This window comes from Haloparvum alkalitolerans (assembly GCF_055381565.1).
The window spans coordinates 219,870-237,831 of the sequence record NZ_AP043938.1 but is presented as its reverse complement, the minus strand read 5'-3'; the positions used below and the strand labels follow the sequence as shown (position 1 = coordinate 237,831).

Here is a 17,962-nt window from a genome sequence, read left to right as displayed (position 1 = left end):
CTCCGCAACCGCTCCGCACCGCAACCGCTCCGCAACCGCACGGCAGCCTCGCACCTCCCCAGCCTCGGCGGCGGCGCGGCCGCGGAACCGCACGGCACCGCAGGCGGCCGCGCCGCCGCCTCCCTCGCGCACGTTCCTCGCGCGCGCCGACCGCCTCCGCACCGCCGCGGTCACTGGCGGCCACTGGTGATCACTGGCGGCCGCTGGTGATCACTGGCGGCCACTGGCAGTCGCTGATCCGGGCGCGTGATCGGTCCCTCAGTTGGTAGCGTACTGAGTACCGACCCCTGACGCCGGGGGCTACCGCCGTCGGGTCGACCCGAACTCGCCCGCGAGTCGCAGCAGGTACCACAGCAGCGCGAGCGCGACGAGGAGGCCACCGCCGAGCGCGGCCCCGACCCCCGCCGGTGAGGCCCCGACCTGAAACGCCACCAGCCCCGCGGAGGCGGTGACCAGCGCGACGAAGGCGACCTTCAGCTTCGCGTTTCCGGCGGCGCGGTCCTCGTCGCTCAGCGGGCCGACCATCAGCGCGGCCTCCCGGTGGATCCCCCGCGTCCGTCCGGCGTCGTCGCGTCCGCGTTCATGCCCTCCGATTCGGGCGGCGCGGGCTAAAACCCCGCGACCCGCGCCGGCCGCGGAGCACCGTTCGCTCGGCCGCGGAGCACCGTTCGCTCGGCCACGGAGTGCCGTTCGCTCGGCCGCGGTGGGGTCGGAGTCGGAACGGAGCAGCGGGCGTTCCACGCTCCTTTTTACGAGTCCGGGCGAACGGCCCGCTAATGGACGATCAACTCCGCGAGCGCGTCCGCGAGGCGGCCGAGACGGCCGCGCTGTTCAACGCGCTCAAACACGGCAGCGACCCGGACGTGGGCGCGATCATGGGCCCGCTGATGGGCGAGAACCCCGACTTCCGCCCGCACGGCGACGAGATCCCCGGCGTCGTCGCGCCCGTGGTGAACGAGATCGCGGGCATGGACGAGGCCGAGCGCCGCGAGCGGCTCGGCGAGCTCGACCCCGACGCGCTCGCGGAGCTGGAGGCCGAGGACGAGGCGGACGAACACGAACTGCCCGACCTCCCGAACGCCGAGGCGGGGGAGGTCGTCATGCGCGCCGCGCCGAACCCCAACGGCCCGTGGCACATCGGCCACGCGCGGATGCCCTCCGTCATCGGCACCTACGCCGAGCGCTACGACGGGGAGTTCATCTGCCGGTTCGACGACACCGACCCCGAGACGAAGCGCCCGGACCTGGACGCCTACGACGCGATCCTCGACGACATCGGCTACCTCGGCTTCGAGCCGGACGTGGTCCTGAAGGCCTCGGACCGGCTGGAGACCTACTACGAGCACGCCCGCGAGCTGATCGACCTGGACGGCGCCTACACCTGCTCGTGTCCCGCCGAGGAGTTCCGCGAACTGAAGGCGGACGCGGAGCCGTGCCCCCACCGCGAGAAGGACGCCGCGACCGTCCGCGAGGAGTTCGAGGCGATGATCGCCGGCGAGTACGACGCCGGCGAGATGGTCCTCCGCGTCAAGACCGACATCGAGCACAAGAACCCCGCCCTGCGCGACTGGGTCGCGTTCCGGATGGTCGACGCCGCCCACCCCCGCGAGGAGGCGGCTCACTACGACTGCTGGCCCATGCTGGACTTCCAGTCCGGCGTCGACGACCACCTGACGGGCGTCACGCACATCATCCGCGGCATCGACCTGCAGGACTCCGCGAAGCGCCAGCGGTTCGTCTACGACTACTTCGGCTGGGAGTACCCCGAGGTGCTCCACTGGGGCCACGTCCAACTCGACGAGTACGACGTGAAACTCTCGACCTCCACGATCAAGGCGCTGATCGAGGAGGGCGAACTGACGGGGTGGGACGACCCGCGCGCGCCGACGATCAAGTCGGTCCGCCGGCGCGGCATCCGCGGGCAGGCGCTCGTGGACGCGATGACCGGGCTCGGCATGTCCACCTCCGACGTGGACCTGGCGATGTCCTCGGTGTACGCCACCAACCGCGAGCTGATCGACGACGCGGCCGACCGCTACTTCCTCGTGCGCGACCGCGGCGACGACCCCGCGATCGAGCGCGAGATCGCGGGCGGCCCGGACGCCGGCCACCCGCCGCGACACCCCAACCACGAGGACCGCGGCCGGCGCGAGATCCCCGCCGGGACGGTGCTGATCGAGGAGCGCGACCTCCCCGCCGACGGCGACCGCGTCTGGCTGAAGGGGTACGGCTGCGTCCGCGAGGCCGACGGCGCCTTCGAGTGGGTGAGCGACGACATCGACCTGGTCCGCGAGGAGGGCGTCGACGTGATTCACTGGGTCCCCGCCGCGGAGAGCCTGGTCACCCGAATGCGCACCGTCGAGGGCGACGTGCTCGGCTACGCCGAACCGGAGGTCGCGGACCTCGAGGTGGGCGAGTCGATCCAGTTCGAGCGCGTCGGCTTCGTGCGCGTCGACGCGTTTGACCCCGCGCCAACGCCCGAGGACGGCGGCCCGACCGGCGAGGAGGACGTGGTCGTCTACTTCAGCCACGACTGAGTTCGAAGGCGACCGCGGCGCCGTCGCCCGCGGCCGCGGGAGGGCACTCGTCGTCTCGAAGTAAGGGTATCGAGGCCAACACATCTCGCCGAAGCGAACACCGCCCGGTCCGCGATGGGACGGCGGAGATCCGACGCCGGTCGGTTCGCTGACAGAGCCCGACGGCCCCGTCAGCTGTCGACCTGCTCGGGCGGCGAAAGCATGCCGCGTTGCCACATCCACCGTGCCGCGGCCGTCGTGCCGAACACGGAGACGATTATCACGGCATAGAGTGGGTAACTCGGAAGGAACGACAGATATCCGAGTTCCAGGAGGACCGTCATGAGCAGCGCTATCGAGAAGCCGATACCCGCGACCTTCGGGTAATCCCGGCCGAATTGTGCGAAGATGGCACCGAAGACCGCCGGGACGAGATACGACTCGAGCGCGTTCTGCCACAGTTCCGGAAGCGCCTGAAACACCGAGACGAGCGTCACCGAGCCGACGCCCAAAACGGCCGTGTTGACGAATATCGAGGCGGCGATCGCGACCGTCGAGATGATGCTCGCCCGGGACGTCCCCGTCTCGATGTCCGTCGCCTCCTGGGCAGCCGCCGCACAGGGCAACCGGAGGTTCGAGATGTTCCCCGACAGGAACGCCATGTACGTTCCGGGAATCCCCAGTACGGGATAGTACGACACCGGCTCGATGAACCAGGCCCAACCGAACGTGACCGCCACCGAAACGAACGCACCGAGGATCGCCGCTCTCGGAGGCATGATGTCGAAGACGGTCAGCAGCGCCACCGCCGGCCCCAACGACAACGCGACTGCGAGGAGGTTGGTTCGCCGCCCCCACTTGTTGACGTAGGGAACGAAGCTGTCCTCGTAGACCCCGCCGTCGGACGCCTGAGACCCGCCGTCTCGCTCGCTGTGTCGGCTCCCCATGTCACCACCAGCTCCCGACGGCCACCTGGATCGCGACGCCAGTCAGTAGTCCGACGAGCATGGCCACGCCGAGCGCCCATTCTCTGACCCACTGCACGCTTCGACTGTCGGCGACGTACAGCAGTGCGAGCATCGCGAGCCCCCCGACGGCAGCGGAGCCCGTTTCCGGGGTTCCGGCGGTGACCTCTCCGCTCAGAAAGTACGCGAACGCCCCCAACATCGCCGCAGCACTGATGACCGGAACGAGCCGCTCGTTGCCGTTGCTGATCCTCGTTCTGACGGTCTCCATGTGTCTGGTGCCGAACGCCGAGACGAGCAACCAACCGGTGCCGCCGAGCGTCATCGCCCACACCGCCGTGGCGTAGGCCTCCTCGGAGATCCCCTCGTCGCCGAGGCTGTAGCCGTACTGACTGACTCCCAACTCGGCGGCCGGGAGTTCGAACGCCACCGACCCGATCACCGTGAGCCGCATCCACGCGACGGGACCGCCCACGGTCGCGATCAGCGCCAACATCCCGGCCAGCACCGCGATCGACGGGCCGATCGCGGAGATGAGCCCCGTTTTGAACCCGGTCTTCAGCTTCCGCTCGGGGATCCCCATCTCCTTCCCGTCGCGCCACGCGCGACGGAGGAAGATCGCGGCCTGTAGCAGCACGACCGACACGACGGGCACCGTCGACAGCCACAGCCATCGACTGTTGGCGACGTCCATGTATGCTGGCGCAAGCGAGACCAGCTCGTATCCTACCATAGCGGTCGACCGTGCACAAAAAGAACAGAAATGCCTGTGGGATCGCGTTAAATTCGGTGGTGAAAGGGGACGATCCGCGGGCAACGGGAGGGATACTGCACGGTCCGATCCCTCGCGGTTCCGAAGCCCACCGTGGAGAGCGACCATTCGGAAACCCAACCACTTTTACTGACTGACCGGTTAGTCAGTCACAACTCGATGACTCGATCGACACGCCGGCCGTCCCTCCGGGCCGGCTTGGAGGGCAGACGGTGAGCTTTCGCGAACGCGTCGGGAGCCTGTTCAAGGGCCGCGAGGAGTTCGACCTGACCGAGGGAGATATCGGGAAGCCGCTGTTCTACCTCTCCCTGCCCATCGTCGTCACGAACCTGCTCCAGACGGCGTACAACCTCGCGGACACGTTCTGGCTCGGCCGATACAGCACCGAGGCGCTGGCGGCGATCAGCTTCGCGTTCCCGATGGTGTTTCTGCTCATCTCGCTGGGCATGGGGATCTCGGTCGCGGGGAGCGTGCTCGTCGCGCAGTACACGGGCGCGGGCGCGGAGCGCGAGGCCGAGTACGCCGCCTCCCAGACGGTCGGTTTCGCGGTGATCGGCTCGCTCCTGCTCGGGGCGGTCGGCTACTTGCTGGTCGACGACTTCCTCGCGCTGATGGGTGCCTCCGACGCGGTGTTGCCCGGCGCGACCGCCTACATGCAGGTGATCTCCGCGGGCCTCGTCTTCATGTTCGGCTTCTTCGTGTTCATCGCGCTGATGCGCGGCTACGGTGACACGATCACGCCGATGCTCGTCATGGCCGGGTCGGTCGGCATCAACATCGTCCTCGACCCGTTCCTGATCTTCGGCTGGTGGGTGTTCCCGGAGCTGGGCATCGAGGGCGCCGCGGTCGCGACCGTCTTCTCGCGGGCGCTCGCGCTGGTCGTCGGCCTCTGGGTCATGTTCGCCGGGCGGCGGGGCGTGAAGATCCGCCTCTCCGAGATGCTGCCCGAGATGAACTACGCCCGGCGACTCGTCCGGATCGGCGCGCCCGCGTCGATAGAGGGGACCGGCCGCGCGCTGTCGATAAACGCCCTGCTGTTCATCGTCGCGATGTTCCCCGACACGGTCGTCGCCGCCTACGGGATCGGGACGCGCGTGTTCTCGGTCGTGTTCCTGCCGGCCATCGCGGTCGCGCGGGGTGTCGAGACGATGACCGGACAGAACATCGGCGCCGGCAATCCCGACCGCGCCGAGCGGGCCGCGGACCTCGCCGCGAAGACCCTGTTCGGCATCCTCGCGCTGGTGGGCGTCGTGACGTGGTTCGCCGCCGGCGCCATCGCGAGCGTCTTCTCGCCCGACCCCGAGGTCGTCGCGGTCAGCGCGGAGTTCCTGCGATACGTCGCGTTCTCGTTCGGGTTCATCGGCGTGATGCGGGCGTACACCGGGAGCTTCCGCGGGGCCGGCAAGACGCTCACCGCGGCGGCCATCTCCGTGCTGATGCTCGGCGTCATCCGGCTGCCGGTGGCGTGGTTCGCGGTCGGGCCGTACGGCGAGACGGGCATCTGGATGGCGTTCGCTGTCTCGAACGTCGCCGGCGCCCTGATCGCCTACGCATGGTACCGCCGCGGAACGTGGCGCGAGGGCGACCTGACCGAGCCGGACGTGGTCGACGACGACGCGATTCCCGGAGACGACGGCGTCGTCACCGACGACTGAGTCGCCCCGGGCTGTCCCCGCTCGACCGGTTTCGGCCGATCGGCTCCGCTCGGTCGACCCGCCGGCCGCAACCGCTTTTTCCCTCCCCGACTGACGCGGCCCATGGACACGCGCCGCGCGCTGCTGGACGCGCTGGAGGAGGGCCCCGTCTCCGGCCCCGCCCTCGCCGACCGCCTCGGCGTCTCCCGCGCCGCCGTCTGGAAACAGGTGGAGGCGCTCCGCGAGGCCGGGTTCGCGGTCGAGAGCGGCGAGGAGGGCTACGAGGTCCGCGACGTTCCCGACTACGGCGGCGACGCGATCGCCTTCGGGCTCAAGGCGCCCTACGAGGTCGAGTTCCACGAGACGCTCGGCTCGACGAACGACCGCGCCCGCGAACTCGCCGAGGGGGGCGCCGGGGGGGTCGCCGTCGTCGCGGCCGAACAGACCGGCAGCCGGGGCCGGCTCGACCGCGAGTGGGTCTCCCCGCCGGGGAGCGTCTCGCTGTCGGTCCTCGTCCGGCCCGACCTGCCGCCCGCGCACGCCCCGGTGATTACGCTCGCGGCCGCGGTGGCGACGACCGAGGCCGCCCGCGAAGCCGGCGTCGACGCGGCGATCAAGTGGCCGAACGACGTGCTCGTCCCCGACCCGGAGAGCGGCGAGGCGGGCGACCGCGGCGGCGCCAAGCTCGCGGGGATCCTCACGGAGATGGAGGGCGAGGCGGACCGCGTCAACTGGCTGGTCGTCGGGGTCGGCGTCAACGCGAACGTCGACCCCGAGGCGCTCCCGGTCGACGCCACGAGCCTGCGGGCCGAAGCCGGGGCGGACGTGGACCGCCGGGCGTTCGTCCAGCGCCTGCTCGAACGCTTCCACGACCTGACCGCGGACCCGGACGCGGTGCTGCCCGCGTGGCGGGAGCACGCGGCGACGCTCGGGCGGCGCGTCCGCGTCGAAACTCCCGGCGGCGTCGTGGAGGGCGAGGCGGTCGACGTCGAGTTCCCGGGGGCGCTCGTCGTCGAGACCGACGACGGCCGCGAACGCGTGCTGGCGGGCGACTGCGAACACCTCCGACGGGCGGAGTGAGACGCGGCGGCCGAAATGAGAACTGGGGAACGGAAAGAGCGGGAGGACGCACCCGAGAGCGACGCGTCTAGCTGCTGCTTGAGGCCTCCGGCCCCGCGGCTCCCTCCTCCGAGGTCGCAGCCTCGGCCTCTCCGTCGCCATCGCCGACCCGGACGGTCAGCACGGGAACGCTGGACCCGCGGACGACCTTCTCCGCGACGCTGCCGAGCAGGAGGCGATCGATGCCGCCGCGGCCGTGGGTCCCCATCACGACCACGTCACAGCCCTCGTCCTCGGCGTAGCGGATGATCTCGCGGCTCGGCGACCCCTCGACGACCGCGGTCGTCACGTCCACGTCGAAGGAGTCGCCCAGCTCCCCGACCGTGTTCACGGCCGCCTTGGCGTCGGCGCGCAGCAGGTCGTCGACCCCCTCCCAGGAGGTCTCCATCGGCATCCCCGCGTAGCTCGCTGTGTTTATCACGTAGAGGGCGTGGACGTCCGCGCCGTGTGCGGCCGCCAGCTCCAGCGCGTGCGCGACCGCTCGCTCCCCCTCCGGCGATCCGTCCGTCGGAACCAGAACCCGCTCGTAGAGCGCCATGGTATGTCAAACCATGATAGATGGCTCGGAGATATAACTCTTTGCACGCTTTGCCGGTTCCTGCCGACGATGGGGGCGAGAGCGCCCGTCAGGAGCTCTCGCTGCGCTCGTCGACCACCGCGTCCGTCGGGTCGGCGGTCGCGTCACGGTAGATCGCGGGGGTCCGGAGCAGGAGTCCGACGAGCAACGCGGTCACGAGCACGCCGGCCACCGACCCGCCGCCCGGGAGGAGGTCCGGGCGGAACAGCGCGAGCAGCACGGCCGGGACGACGCCCAGTTTCGCGGAGCCCCAGCCGAAGTAGCGCGCGGCGTCGAGCGCGTACTCGGGCGCGGTCGCGGCCGTGAGCGGCGGCGGTGACACCGGTTTCTCGACGCGGACCCGGGCGCCGTCGGGGTGGTCGAGCGACACGCGTTCCCCCGTCGACTCCCCGGCGCCGTCGACGATCTCGAGGTCGCTGACGGTGCCGTCCGCGGAGTGGTACACGTCGAGCCCGTCCGCGGCGTCGTCCGCGGGTTCCACGGTCGAGACCTCGGCATCGCTCTCCGCGGTGAGGTCGACGCCGCGCGAGGAGATCGCCCCGAGCAATCCCGTCGCCCGCGGCCGGACGGCGACGCGGTGATACGCCGACGTGCGCGGGACGAAGTCGTTGTCGAGCAGCAGTCGGTGCAGGGACGACTCCGCCCGCCGGGCGGTTTCGGCGCTCGTCGGAACCGTGTAGGCCGTGACCGCGTTTGCGTTCTCGTCGGGGGCGCTGAACGCCGTCAGTCGCCGCACGTCAGTCGCGAGGTCGGGCGCGTCGATCGGCTCCCTGATGACGGAAACGCGGTCGTCCGCGTACTCGTTGGGGAACAGTTCGGCGCGCCCGGCGGTGCCGCTGATCGCGTCCACGTCCGGATGCATCAGCGCGTGGCAGTCGCCGCACAGGCCGACGAGGTTCTCGAGCGCGTTCGAGCCGCCGTCCGCGAGGTGGACGACGTGATGGACCTCGTTCACCGAGGCGTCGCCCTTGTACGTCCCGCAGCGTCCGCACTGGTACTTCTGGCGCTCCCAGACCGCCTCCCGCCGCTGTTCCCAGTCCGGCGGATAGCGGCCGTTCCCGTAGTGGGACTCCCGCTCCCCGTAGCTTCCGGGGTCGTCGTACCTGCTCTCGATGCCGTGGTCCCGGTACGCCGTCGAGGATCGACTCACGGTTTGTACCCCTCCGTTGCCCCACCGGTGGCTAAAGCCTGACTCACGACCCCCACGCTTGCCGTCAGTTCGCGAGCGGTCGCTCCCGGGGGACCGGCGGTGACCGAACTCCCGACCGCGGTCGGCGGTCGCGGGCTCACCGCTCGACCTCCCGGCCGAACGGCTGCACCCGGTAGCGGTCCTCGCCGCGGGACGCCGGAATCCGGCCGATCCCCCGTTCCCCGGGTTCGAGCGTCAGGGCGACCCCCTCCGGGAGGAACGGCCAGTCGGACGCGGTGGGTCGGTCGGCGTGGAACTGCGCGGCCCCGCGGAACGTCCCCGGCGCGTCCCCGGTGTTCTCGACGGTCACCTCGACGACCGGGTCGCCGCCGTCGGCCGTCGCGTCGACGCGAGCGTCCACGAGGTCGAACGCCGGGAGCGCGGGCGCCTCCGCGTAGGACTCGACCACCACGTCGGCCGTCTCCCCGTCGAGGGAGATCGAGACGGTCCCCTCCGCGAGGGCGTCGTCCGGAAGCTCCTGTACCGCGGCGAGCTCGACCGTCTCGCCGGGCTCGACGACGTTGTTCGCGAAGGGCACCGCATCCTCGGGGATCACGAGCGCGGACAGGCCGTCGCGCAGCACCTCGCCGTCGACGGGGTCGGCCGGCTCGCCCCCGAGCCGCGCGTTCACGAAGTGGTTATCGGCGAGGACGCTCCCGAACCCGACCGACCGCTCCGCGTTGGTGTTAGTGACCGCGAACCGATGGACGAGGAGCGCGTTCCCCTCCTCGGCGGACAGGAGGCCCGTCGCCTCCTCGGAGAACAGGCCGACGCCGCCCTCTTCCGTTTCGTAGTGGAGCGCGCGCTCGACCGACGGTTCGCGGGCCGCGATCTCGAAGCCGCCGACCTCGGAGGCGACCGCCTCTCCGGGAGCGAGGCGCCGGGGGGCGACGTCGATCCGGCGCTCGAACTCCGGGTGCTCCGGGGCGTCGGTCGTCACTCGCCACTCCCCGGCCGCGTTGACCCGAAGGCCGGCCTCGACGACCGTCCAGTCGCCGGACTCCACGTCGGAGACGCTGACAGAAACGGGAGCCGGCTCCGAAACGGTCGCCCTCGTCAGCCCGTCCTCCTCGCGGACCCGTTCGACCCCGACCTCGATCGACAGATCGGAGATGGCGGCGCCCCCGACGTTGGCAACGGCGACCTCGACGGGGAACTCGTCGAGGAACGCGATCGATTCGGCGTCGCCCGTCACGGCCGCGTCGAGCACCATCGGTCGGGGCTGTGCGTCCTCGTCGACGCTGAACTCGGGGAGCGCCGACTCCCGGACTCCCGCCTCGGTTTCGGCCGCGCCCGCGTTCCCGTCGGTCCCGGCCGAGGTACAGCCTGCGAGCAGCCCCAGGCCGGCGGCGGTCGCCGTCAGGCACGACCGCCGGGTCACTCCGTCGGTCGGTCCGTCGGTCGGCTCGGGACTCACTGCGACCCCTCCCCGTCCGCGGCGGTGTAGCCGGGGTCGTAACACTCGCGGCCGAGCAGCGCGACTGCCGACCGGACGAGTTCGACGAAGTAGGCGCGGTAGCGCGTGAGGTCGCCGGGACACAGCGCCGACCGCCGGAACAGCCGCCGGACCTGATCGGTGTCGTGGCGCGCCCACCAGATGAGGTGGTTGATAAGTGCGAGCCGCGCGTGGCGGGGCTTCTCGTACACCTCCCTGACGGCCGGCGACTCCCAGCCGTGGTCGAACAGCAGGTGGAACCGCCGACCGTTCTCGGCGGAGCGCGCCTTCCGCACCAGTTCGTCGTCCTCCAGCACCGAGATACCGAGTTCGGGTGGGTTCGTCGTCATGCACTCGGTGCGTGGGCCGCCGGAACGGTAAATACTGTCAATTTTTATAAATGTAATCGGCTCGCCGGCGTAAAGCGGCTCGCGCCGTGGAAGCATTTACGGTATCAGAATCGGTTGGGAATACCAAAGCGATGCAACACGACTGGACGATGTTCTACCAGGAGGAGGTGAAATCCGACCGGAAGATCCCGCTTCCGCCGGAGGTCCACACCGTCGTCGGTGACGACCACGAGGTCCACGGCCACTCGGTCTACTGGAACTACGAGCGGAACGCCGACTACATCGTCCTCTCACAGTACGCCCTGCGGGAGCCGAACTACGGCGACGTGACGCGAACGAAGGTGTACGGCGCCGACCACGGCGAGGAGGCGACCGGCTACATCCGGATCCCGGAGGGGCTCGACGAGCTCGTCCGCTCCAACTACCTCGAGGGGACCCGGGTGAACTACATGGCCTACGAGGAGATGCTCGCGGGGGACAACCCCACGGTGTTCCTGCTCTCGAACGCCCAGTTCCAGCGGCTGCTCCCCTCCGGCGTCCGCGCGTCGGTCGACGACCGCGAGGACGCGGACGACCGCGACCTCGAGGAGTCGCTGCTGAACCTGCCGGCGTTCCTCCCGTCGCCGTGACGCTCGCGCGGGTCGCCGGGTCGCTCGCCGGCCCGTGGGACCTGGTGCGCCGGGAACTCGACGCCGCGCTCGGCGAACCGACGCGCGAGAGCGGGAACGAGACCGAGCCCGAGTGGCGCTGGTCACGAGCCTCGCGGCTGTTCACCCTGCGCGCGAGCGCGAACCCCGCCGCGGGGCGGGTAGAGGTCGCGGTCGACACCCGCCTCCCGTACGCGTCGCTGGCCGCGCTGGCGGGCGTCCTCGCGGCCGCCGTTTTTCTCTCGCCGGCCCCTGCCGTCCCGCTGACGGGCGCCGCGCTGAGCCTCTGCCTCCTCCTGACGCTCGTCCCGCTCGTCCCCGGATGGGTCCACTTCCGGCGGTTCCACCGCCGGACCGGCTCCGTCGTCGATATCGACACCTACCGGATCACGCCGGCGGCGCTGCCGCCGCTCGGGGGGGTCCTGATCGGACTGTGGACCGCCGGAACGGGCGGCTTCCGGTGGCCGGTGCTGCTGCTATCGATGTTTCTGTGTGCAGTCTTCGCGTACGCCACTGCGCCCGGATCGGTGACGCTGCGACGGCAGTTCCCGGTGTGGGCGCTCGCCTTCTTCTCGGGCGTCCCGCTCCTGCTCACTGGCGGCAACGTCGCCCTACTCGTCGTCGCGTCGGACGCGGTCGGTCCCGCGGGCGTCGCCGCCCTGACCGCGGCTCTTGTCGTCAACACGCTCGCGGCGCTATACGCCTACGTGCGGCTCTGTCGGCGGTTCCTCGAGGGGGTCGACAGCGTTCCGAACCGACCGATCGACTCGCGTCCGCTCCGCGTGGCGTGGTTCGGGGCCTTCCTCACGCTGAACGTGCTCTCGGTCGGCGCCGTCGTCGCTTTCCTGGCCGGCACGTGGCCGGTCTCAACCGCGGCCGAATCGGCCGATCCGACCGCCGTCGCGACCGCCGCGACCGCCGCGTTCACCGCGGTCGGCGTGCCGTTCCCGCGGGCCGCGGCGCTCGTCGCGCTCGCGGTCCTCACGCTGCCGCTCGTCGGCCTACTGGGACTGTGGGGGGTCCACCTCGTCCGACGGATGCAGACGTACCGGACGCTCCGCGCTCGCACACGCCCGATCGAGTCGACCGAAATCGGCGTGGCGGGAGCGGCGGTCGGAGCCGAGAGGACCGTCGGGACCGGGGCGACCGCCCGGATGGGGTCGGAAAGCGGCGCGACCGCCGCCGTCGAGGCGGTCGAGGCCGGCGAGGGGAGCGTTCCGGTCCGCGTCCTCGCGACGCCGCGCGCCGTCGCGTTCGCGACCCAGTCCCTCCCCGGTCGCGACGCCATCGTCGTGAGCACCGGGTTGCTCGAGGAACTCACCGACGAGGAGGTCGCGGCCGTGATCGCCCACGAGGAGTATCACGTCCGAAACGGCGACCCGCGCTGGAACCTGCTCGCCTCCCTGTTCGGCGCCGCGGTCGGCGGCCGGAACGCCCTCGTCGTCGCCCGCGACTATCCGCGCGTGGAGCGTGAAGCCGACCGGCACGCCGCACGCGAACACGGAACCGAGACGTTCGTCCGGGCGCTGCGTCGCCTCGAGCGCCTCCGAGCGACGCTGCCACCCGCGGGCGGTGCGGGCGGCGCGGACGCCGAGCCGGCAGAGACGGGACCGCTCCCGCGGTTCCTCGCGGCCCCGTACCGCGTGCTGTTCGGGGCCGTCGTGCTGGAGAACGCCCACGCGAGCACGGACGAACGGATCGCGGCGGTGCTGGCCGACGAGGAGGGGTGAGGCGCCGAGACGGGCCCGGTCCCCTACGCTCGGAGCCGAACGGTCGCCTCCTCGCCGTCCCCCTCCACGTCGACCAGCCCGTCGTCCGCGAGGTCCTCGACCAGCCCGCGGAGCCACTCGCGGCCGTACTCGCCGCCGGGCGCGTAGTCCACGCGGACGCGCGGTCCGAGCTCGTCCAGCGTCAGCTCGTCGAACTCGCCGAGGACGCTCACCGCGCGGCCGCGCATCTGGCGCCGGCTCCCCTCGAACTCGGGCTGTTCGGGCACGTCCGGCGCGGTGAAGTCGCCCGTCTCGTAGGCGTGACACCAGCGCCGCCACGGACAGCCCGCCTCGTCGCACCGCGGTTTCGTCCCGCAGGCGACGCCGCCCAGTTCCATGATCGCGTTGTTCCAGACGCGGGACTCGCCCTCGGGCATGAGCAACGACGCGACGCGCTCGAACGCGTCGTCGTCGTCCGGCACGGCGAAGGCGCGGTGGAGCACCCGCTTGACGTTCGTGTCGACGACCGCGTCGCCCGCGTTGAACGCGAAGGAGGCGACCGCGTTCGCGGTGTAGGGGCCGACGCCCATCAGCTCCTGCAGTTCCTCGGGCGTCTCCGGGAACGTCCCGCCGTGCTCCTCGAGGACCTGCGTCGCCGCCTCGTGGAGGTACTTCGCGCGGTTGTTGTAGCCGAGCGAGTGGCTCGACCAGAACGCCACCACCTCGCTGCGGTCCGCGGCCGCCAGGTCCTCGATCGTCGGCCACTCGTCCAGGAACGCCTCCCACGCCGGCACCACGCGGTCGAGCTGGGTCTGCTGGCTCATCACCTCGCTCACGAGGATCTCGTAGGCGTCCTCGGTTCGGCGCCACGGGAAGTCCCGGTGGTCGTCCTCGTACCACGCGGTCAGCGCCTCGCGGACCGCGTCGCGGTCGTCCGGCAGGGCCGGCGCGTCGCCGTCCGCGAGGGCGCTGCCGTCGCCGTGGGTCCCCGCGGTCGCGCCGTCTTCGTTCATGGTCGCGGATCGGACCGGCCGCGGTTTAGCGGTGCTGGTTCGGGCGGGCTGTCGGCGGAGTCGTCGCCGGGATCGGTCGCCGGCCGTGCTCCGCCCCGTCGCCGGGATCGGTCGCCGGCGGCGGTCCGCGCCGTCGCCGAGGCCGGGGCCGGCTCAGACGGCGTCCTCGATGGCGGCCGACAGCAGTTCGCAGCCGAGTTCGATCTCGCGTTCGGTCACGTCCATCGGCGGGAGGATCCGGAGCACCTTGTAGCCGCACGCGAGCGTGAGCAGGCCGTGCTGGAGCGCCGCCTCCAGCACGTCGTCGCGGAGGGCCTTGCTCTCGAACTCCACCGCGAGCATCAGTCCCTTGCCGCGCACGTCGACGACGCCCTCGTGGTCGGCGTCGCGCATCGTCTCGAGGAACTGGCGACCGCGGACCGTCGCGTTGTCCATCAGGTCGTGCTCGTGGATGGCGTCGAGCGTCAGCGAGCCCTGCAGCGCGGCGATCACGTCGCCCGCGCCCCACGTCGAGGAGAGTCGCCCCTTCTCGTCGGGGAACACGTCCGAACGCGAGATGGTCGCACCGACGCGGAGCCCCTTCGCGCTGGTGATCACGTCCGGCTCGATGGGGTAGTGGTCCGAGGCCCACATCTCGCCGGTCCGGCCCACGCCCGACTGGATCTCGTCGGCGATCAGCGTAATGTCGTGTTCCTCGGTCAGTGCCGCGACCTCCTCCATGAAGGCGTCGGAGGGGAACCGGTAGCCGCCCTCGCCCTGGATCGGCTCCATGATGAGGTACGCCACCTCCTCGGGATTGATGTGGCCGCGGTCGGGGTCGATCTTCCGCCGGAGCCGCGAGACGCCGTCAGCGAAGAAGCCGCACGAGCAGGACGCGGGGTCACAGCCGGCGTCGTCACAGAAAGGCACGTCGTGGACGCCCGAGATCTCCGGGAACTTCCGGCGGTAGACCTCCTTCGAGCGGTTGAGCGAGAGCGCGCCGAGCGTGCGGCCGTGGAACGCGCCCTCGAAGGTGATCGCGTACTTCGCGCCGCCGCTCTCGTCGTAGGCGATCTTGATCCCGTTCTCGACCGCCTCCGCGCCGGAGTTCGACAGGAACACCATGTCCATGTCGTAGTGGTCGGTCGCGGCCGTCAGCCGGTCCATCAGGCCGGCCGGGCCGGGGAGGGGGTCGCCCGGCGACCCGCCGCCGGAGACGTAGAAGTCCTGTCCGGCGATCTTCAGGGGGTCGACGAGGTCGAACTCCCGGAGGTCGTCCATGATCTTCGGGTTGTTGTAGCCGAGCGGCGCGGCCGCGACGTGGCTGGTGAAGTCCATGAGGACGTTGCCGTCCACGTCGGTACAGAAGGGTCCCTCCGCCGGCGCGGAGCGGTCCCACACGAAGTCGTAGACGTAGGTGCTCGGCGCGGCGGACTCGTGGTGGTACTCGACCCACTCGCGGGCCCGCGGGCCGGGGAACGCCTCGACCTCGGGGCGTGCGGTGTTCCTGTCCATGCCGATCCGTGTCTCGCGAGGGGGAGTTAAATCCGGGCCTCACACCGGAACGTTGGAGAGAACTGCAACCGACACCGGCCGGGGGCTCAGAGGAGCACCATGGCCGCGGTCGCCAGGAAGCCGACCGCGAGCGTCACGGCGCTCCAGACGCCGACCCGGCGGAGAAAGTCCCGCGGTGCGCCGGCCGCGAGGAGCACCTTCACGAGGATGCTCGCGGCGGTCGCCAGCAGGATCGCGATCACGGCCTCCTGGCTGCCGATGGTTCCGCTCCGGTACAGGAGCACGGCGGAGGTGGCGACGCCGGCCGACGAGACCAGTCCGGAGACGAGCGCGCTGACGAAGAGGCCGGCCGCCCCGAACTCGGACTGCGCGACCGACGAGCCGGCGAGGATGAACAGGAACACCGAGCCGAACGCGAGCGCGTTCCGCATCGAGAAGGGGTTCTCAAGTTCCATCTCGATCTGCGCGTCCCACTCCGCGACGAGGTAGGCGATGACGACGCTGGCGACGATGATCGCGCCGAGGGGGACCGCCGTCTCCCACAGCACCGCGGAGCCGACCGTGACCGTGAACGCGACGGCGATGGCGAGGTTCCGCAGCGCCATCGCGGCGTTGGACAGCAGGACGCCCGCGACGCCGTAGTTGGTGCTTTCGGGGTGGCTCTTGATGTGGTCGAGCATCGCGCCCACGACCGCGGCCGAGGAGGCGAGGCCGCCGAAGAAGCCGGTGACGGCGATGCCGCGGCCGCCGTAGGTCCGCACCAGCACGTAGTTGGCCATGCCGATGGCGGCCACGGTGACGACCATCAGCCACGCGACGCGCGGTTCGAGCGGGACGCCGAGCACGTCCACCTGCCCGGTCGGCAGCAGGGGATAGATCACGAACGCGAGGATGGCGAACTCCGTCGCCGACCGGATCTCCCGGCGCGAGAGGTTGCCCGCGAACGAGTGCAGCTCCCGCTTGAGCACCAGGAGGGTCGAGGAGAGCACCGACACCACGACCCCCTCGAGGACGAACCCGACCGCGACGAGCACGCCGACGCCGTACGTCACGAGCAGGGAGACGGTGGTGGTAAGCGCCAGCGGGCTGTGACCGCCCTGCCGGAGCCCCTCCGCGGACAAAAGCACGCCCAGCGTGAGCGCCGCCACCGCTCCGACGACGACGAGGAGCCCGCCGAACGAGGACTCCAGCGCGATCGTGGTGAACACCGCCGCGAGCAGGCTGGTCAGCGAGAAGGTCCGGATCCCGGCGTCCTTGTCCGACCACTCGCGCTCCAGTCCCAGGAACAGCCCCAGCGCCGCCGCCAGCGCCAGCCGGACCACCGGCTCCTCGAAGGAGACGCCGAAGAACGTCTGTGCCGGCGCGGGGAGGAGGGACACCGCGCCGGTCGCGACCGCGTCGATCATGGAGACCGCCTACTCGGTCGGGGGGCATAAGCGCCCGGTCTCCGGGGACGGACTCCGAGAGAAGGTTCGCGGGCGGCGTGAAACGTCCGGATCAGGCGTCGACGTACTCCGCTTCCCACTCCTGGCGCGCCTCGATCTCGCGGCGGCCCCGACGGGTCAGCGTGTAGTAGTTCGTCCGCCGGTCGCGCTGGCCCTTCTCGACGAGCCCCTTCTCGACGAGCGTGTCGAGGTTCGGGTAGAGGCGCCCGTGGTGGATCTCCTTCTCGTAGTAGTCCTCCAGTTCGTCCTTGATCGCGAGACCGTGGGGTTCGTCGAGACCGGCGATCACGTAGAGGAGGTCACGTTGAAAACCTGTCAAGTCGTACATTGGCGTGGTCGTGCCGAACGTTCTTGTCGAGATACCATAAAAATATCGTTCTAAACCCTCAAATACGGCCTTAGACCTCACGTAAGGGCACAATACCGTTCGGTATTTCTGTCATACAGACCGAGAATACTGGTGGCACGACGTGAAGGGAGACCGGTATTACCTTCCTTCGGAGAGATCTACGAACGGGGACGAACGGTCGAGTCGCTCGGCGGAGTGATCGGTTCGGGGCGGGTCGACGGAGCGGCCGCTCGGAGTCAGTGGGTCGATGCAGCGACCGCCCGGAGTCAGTTGGTCAACGGAGCGGCTGCTCGAGGTCAGTAACGTCGAAAAGGCCGCGAACCCACGGTGAAAAGAGCGTGGGTTCGCGGCCCTCGAATTGGTCCCCGCTGACGCTTCGGCCCTCCAAGACGAAGCGTCACCAGCACGTACCGGAGGCGAAGGAATAAACCTGTCGGGCGTGCGTCCCGCTCGCATGGACGCGACCGTAGTGGCCGACCGCGCTAGATGTGTTCCTCCTCCAACACCCACCCGAGGGCTCGCTTGTAGTAGGTAAACATCTCTCGGACCCCATCGTGACGCATCTCCTCGTCGTCGAGCTGTTCGGCCAGGAACTCGTACTGCTCGCGGATCTCCGCCTCGTCGCGCATGGTCGCCGGTTCGAGCCCCGTGCCGTTAGCCGCTGTGGTCGGTCGCGGGACGCGCCGAACCGCCGTGTGCGGGGCGTGACGGACCGCCGTCCACGGTCGTCACTCGGAGGACGGCGGCC

Annotated in this window: 17 protein-coding genes; 5 read left to right on the top strand and 12 right to left on the bottom strand. The window is 70.5% G+C overall.

Annotated elements, in window-relative coordinates; genetic code table 11:
• Nucleotides 1-300: 300 nt before the first annotated feature.
• Nucleotides 301-525: a hypothetical protein gene (locus ACZ432_RS03585; RefSeq protein ID WP_426963607.1), complete on the bottom strand. Its 225-nt coding sequence runs from the start codon at nt 523-525 to the stop codon at nt 301-303.
• A gap of 251 nt (nt 526-776) precedes the next feature.
• On the opposite strand from ACZ432_RS03585, the gene ACZ432_RS03580 reads away from it, so the two are divergent.
• Complete coding sequence (locus tag ACZ432_RS03580; protein WP_426963608.1) at nt 777-2,537, top strand: glutamate--tRNA ligase; 1,761 nt, start codon at nt 777-779, stop codon at nt 2,535-2,537.
• Between the two features lie 170 nt (nt 2,538-2,707).
• Here ACZ432_RS03580 and ACZ432_RS03575 read toward each other — a convergent pair whose 3' ends face one another.
• Nucleotides 2,708-3,322, bottom strand: coding sequence for a hypothetical protein (locus ACZ432_RS03575; RefSeq protein WP_426963610.1), 615 nt, complete (start codon nt 3,320-3,322; stop codon nt 2,708-2,710).
• Between the two features lie 142 nt (nt 3,323-3,464).
• Nucleotides 3,465-4,214: a DUF5058 family protein gene (locus ACZ432_RS03570; RefSeq protein ID WP_426963611.1), complete on the bottom strand. Its 750-nt coding sequence runs from the start codon at nt 4,212-4,214 to the stop codon at nt 3,465-3,467.
• 251 nt (nt 4,215-4,465) lie between these two features.
• On the opposite strand from ACZ432_RS03570, the gene ACZ432_RS03565 reads away from it, so the two are divergent.
• Nucleotides 4,466-5,908: an MATE family efflux transporter gene (locus ACZ432_RS03565; RefSeq protein WP_426963612.1), complete on the top strand. Its 1,443-nt coding sequence runs from the start codon at nt 4,466-4,468 to the stop codon at nt 5,906-5,908.
• Nucleotides 5,909-6,010: 102 nt separating this feature from the next.
• Nucleotides 6,011-6,967, top strand: a complete 957-nt coding sequence (locus tag ACZ432_RS03560) for a biotin--[acetyl-CoA-carboxylase] ligase (RefSeq protein ID WP_426963613.1) — start codon at nt 6,011-6,013, stop codon at nt 6,965-6,967.
• 67 nt (nt 6,968-7,034) lie between these two features.
• On the opposite strand, the gene ACZ432_RS03555 is transcribed toward ACZ432_RS03560, so the two are convergent.
• From ACZ432_RS03555 to ACZ432_RS03540, 4 genes are all read right to left on the bottom strand, one after another.
• Nucleotides 7,035-7,544: a universal stress protein gene (locus tag ACZ432_RS03555; protein ID WP_426963614.1), complete on the bottom strand. Its 510-nt coding sequence runs from the start codon at nt 7,542-7,544 to the stop codon at nt 7,035-7,037.
• 88 nt (nt 7,545-7,632) lie between these two features.
• Nucleotides 7,633-8,733 carry an HNH endonuclease gene (locus ACZ432_RS03550; protein ID WP_426963615.1) on the bottom strand — a complete coding sequence of 367 codons (1,101 nt, stop codon included), beginning with the start codon at nt 8,731-8,733 and terminating at the stop codon, nt 7,633-7,635.
• 136 nt (nt 8,734-8,869) lie between these two features.
• Entirely contained in the window at nt 8,870-10,189 is a 1,320-nt protein-coding gene (locus ACZ432_RS03545; protein WP_426963616.1) for a hypothetical protein, read from the bottom strand.
• Nucleotides 10,186-10,557 (bottom strand): phage NrS-1 polymerase family protein, encoded by a 372-nt coding sequence (locus ACZ432_RS03540; protein WP_426963617.1) that lies wholly within the window; start codon nt 10,555-10,557, stop codon nt 10,186-10,188. The genes ACZ432_RS03545 and ACZ432_RS03540 overlap by 4 nt, the downstream gene beginning before the upstream one ends.
• Nucleotides 10,558-10,688: 131 nt before the next feature.
• Here ACZ432_RS03540 and ACZ432_RS03535 point away from each other — a divergent pair, with 131 nt between their 5' ends.
• Together ACZ432_RS03535 and ACZ432_RS03530 are read left to right on the top strand one after the other, a co-directional pair.
• A complete protein-coding gene (locus ACZ432_RS03535; RefSeq protein WP_426963618.1) occupies nt 10,689-11,186 on the top strand; it encodes a hypothetical protein in 498 nt (165 codons plus the stop codon).
• Nucleotides 11,183-12,934 carry a M56 family metallopeptidase gene (locus ACZ432_RS03530; RefSeq protein ID WP_426963619.1) on the top strand — a complete coding sequence of 584 codons (1,752 nt, stop codon included), beginning with the start codon at nt 11,183-11,185 and terminating at the stop codon, nt 12,932-12,934. Before ACZ432_RS03535 ends, ACZ432_RS03530 begins: the two co-directional genes overlap by 4 nt.
• Nucleotides 12,935-12,957: 23 nt before the next feature.
• Here the strand turns inward: ACZ432_RS03530 and ACZ432_RS03525 are convergent, their stop codons facing one another.
• The 5 genes from ACZ432_RS03525 to ACZ432_RS03505 all read right to left on the bottom strand — a co-directional run bounded on the left by ACZ432_RS03525 (nt 12,958) and on the right by ACZ432_RS03505 (nt 17,843).
• The gene (locus ACZ432_RS03525) at nt 12,958-13,926 is read right to left on the bottom strand and encodes an HhH-GPD family protein (protein WP_426963620.1); all 969 of its coding nucleotides are present in this window, start codon (nt 13,924-13,926) and stop codon (nt 12,958-12,960) included.
• A 153-nt stretch (nt 13,927-14,079) separates the two neighbouring features.
• On the bottom strand, nt 14,080-15,420 hold the full coding sequence (locus ACZ432_RS03520) for a class-III pyridoxal-phosphate-dependent aminotransferase (protein WP_426963622.1): 1,341 nt from the start codon (nt 15,418-15,420) through the stop codon (nt 14,080-14,082).
• Nucleotides 15,421-15,506: 86 nt separating this feature from the next.
• Entirely contained in the window at nt 15,507-16,826 is a 1,320-nt protein-coding gene (locus ACZ432_RS03515; RefSeq protein ID WP_426963623.1) for an MgtC/SapB family protein, read from the bottom strand.
• A gap of 91 nt (nt 16,827-16,917) precedes the next feature.
• Nucleotides 16,918-17,193 carry a PadR family transcriptional regulator gene (locus ACZ432_RS03510; protein ID WP_058366900.1) on the bottom strand — a complete coding sequence of 92 codons (276 nt, stop codon included), beginning with the start codon at nt 17,191-17,193 and terminating at the stop codon, nt 16,918-16,920.
• 503 nt (nt 17,194-17,696) lie between these two features.
• The gene (locus ACZ432_RS03505; protein WP_426963624.1) at nt 17,697-17,843 is read right to left on the bottom strand and encodes a hypothetical protein; all 147 of its coding nucleotides are present in this window, start codon (nt 17,841-17,843) and stop codon (nt 17,697-17,699) included.
• Nucleotides 17,844-17,962 lie beyond the last annotated feature (119 nt).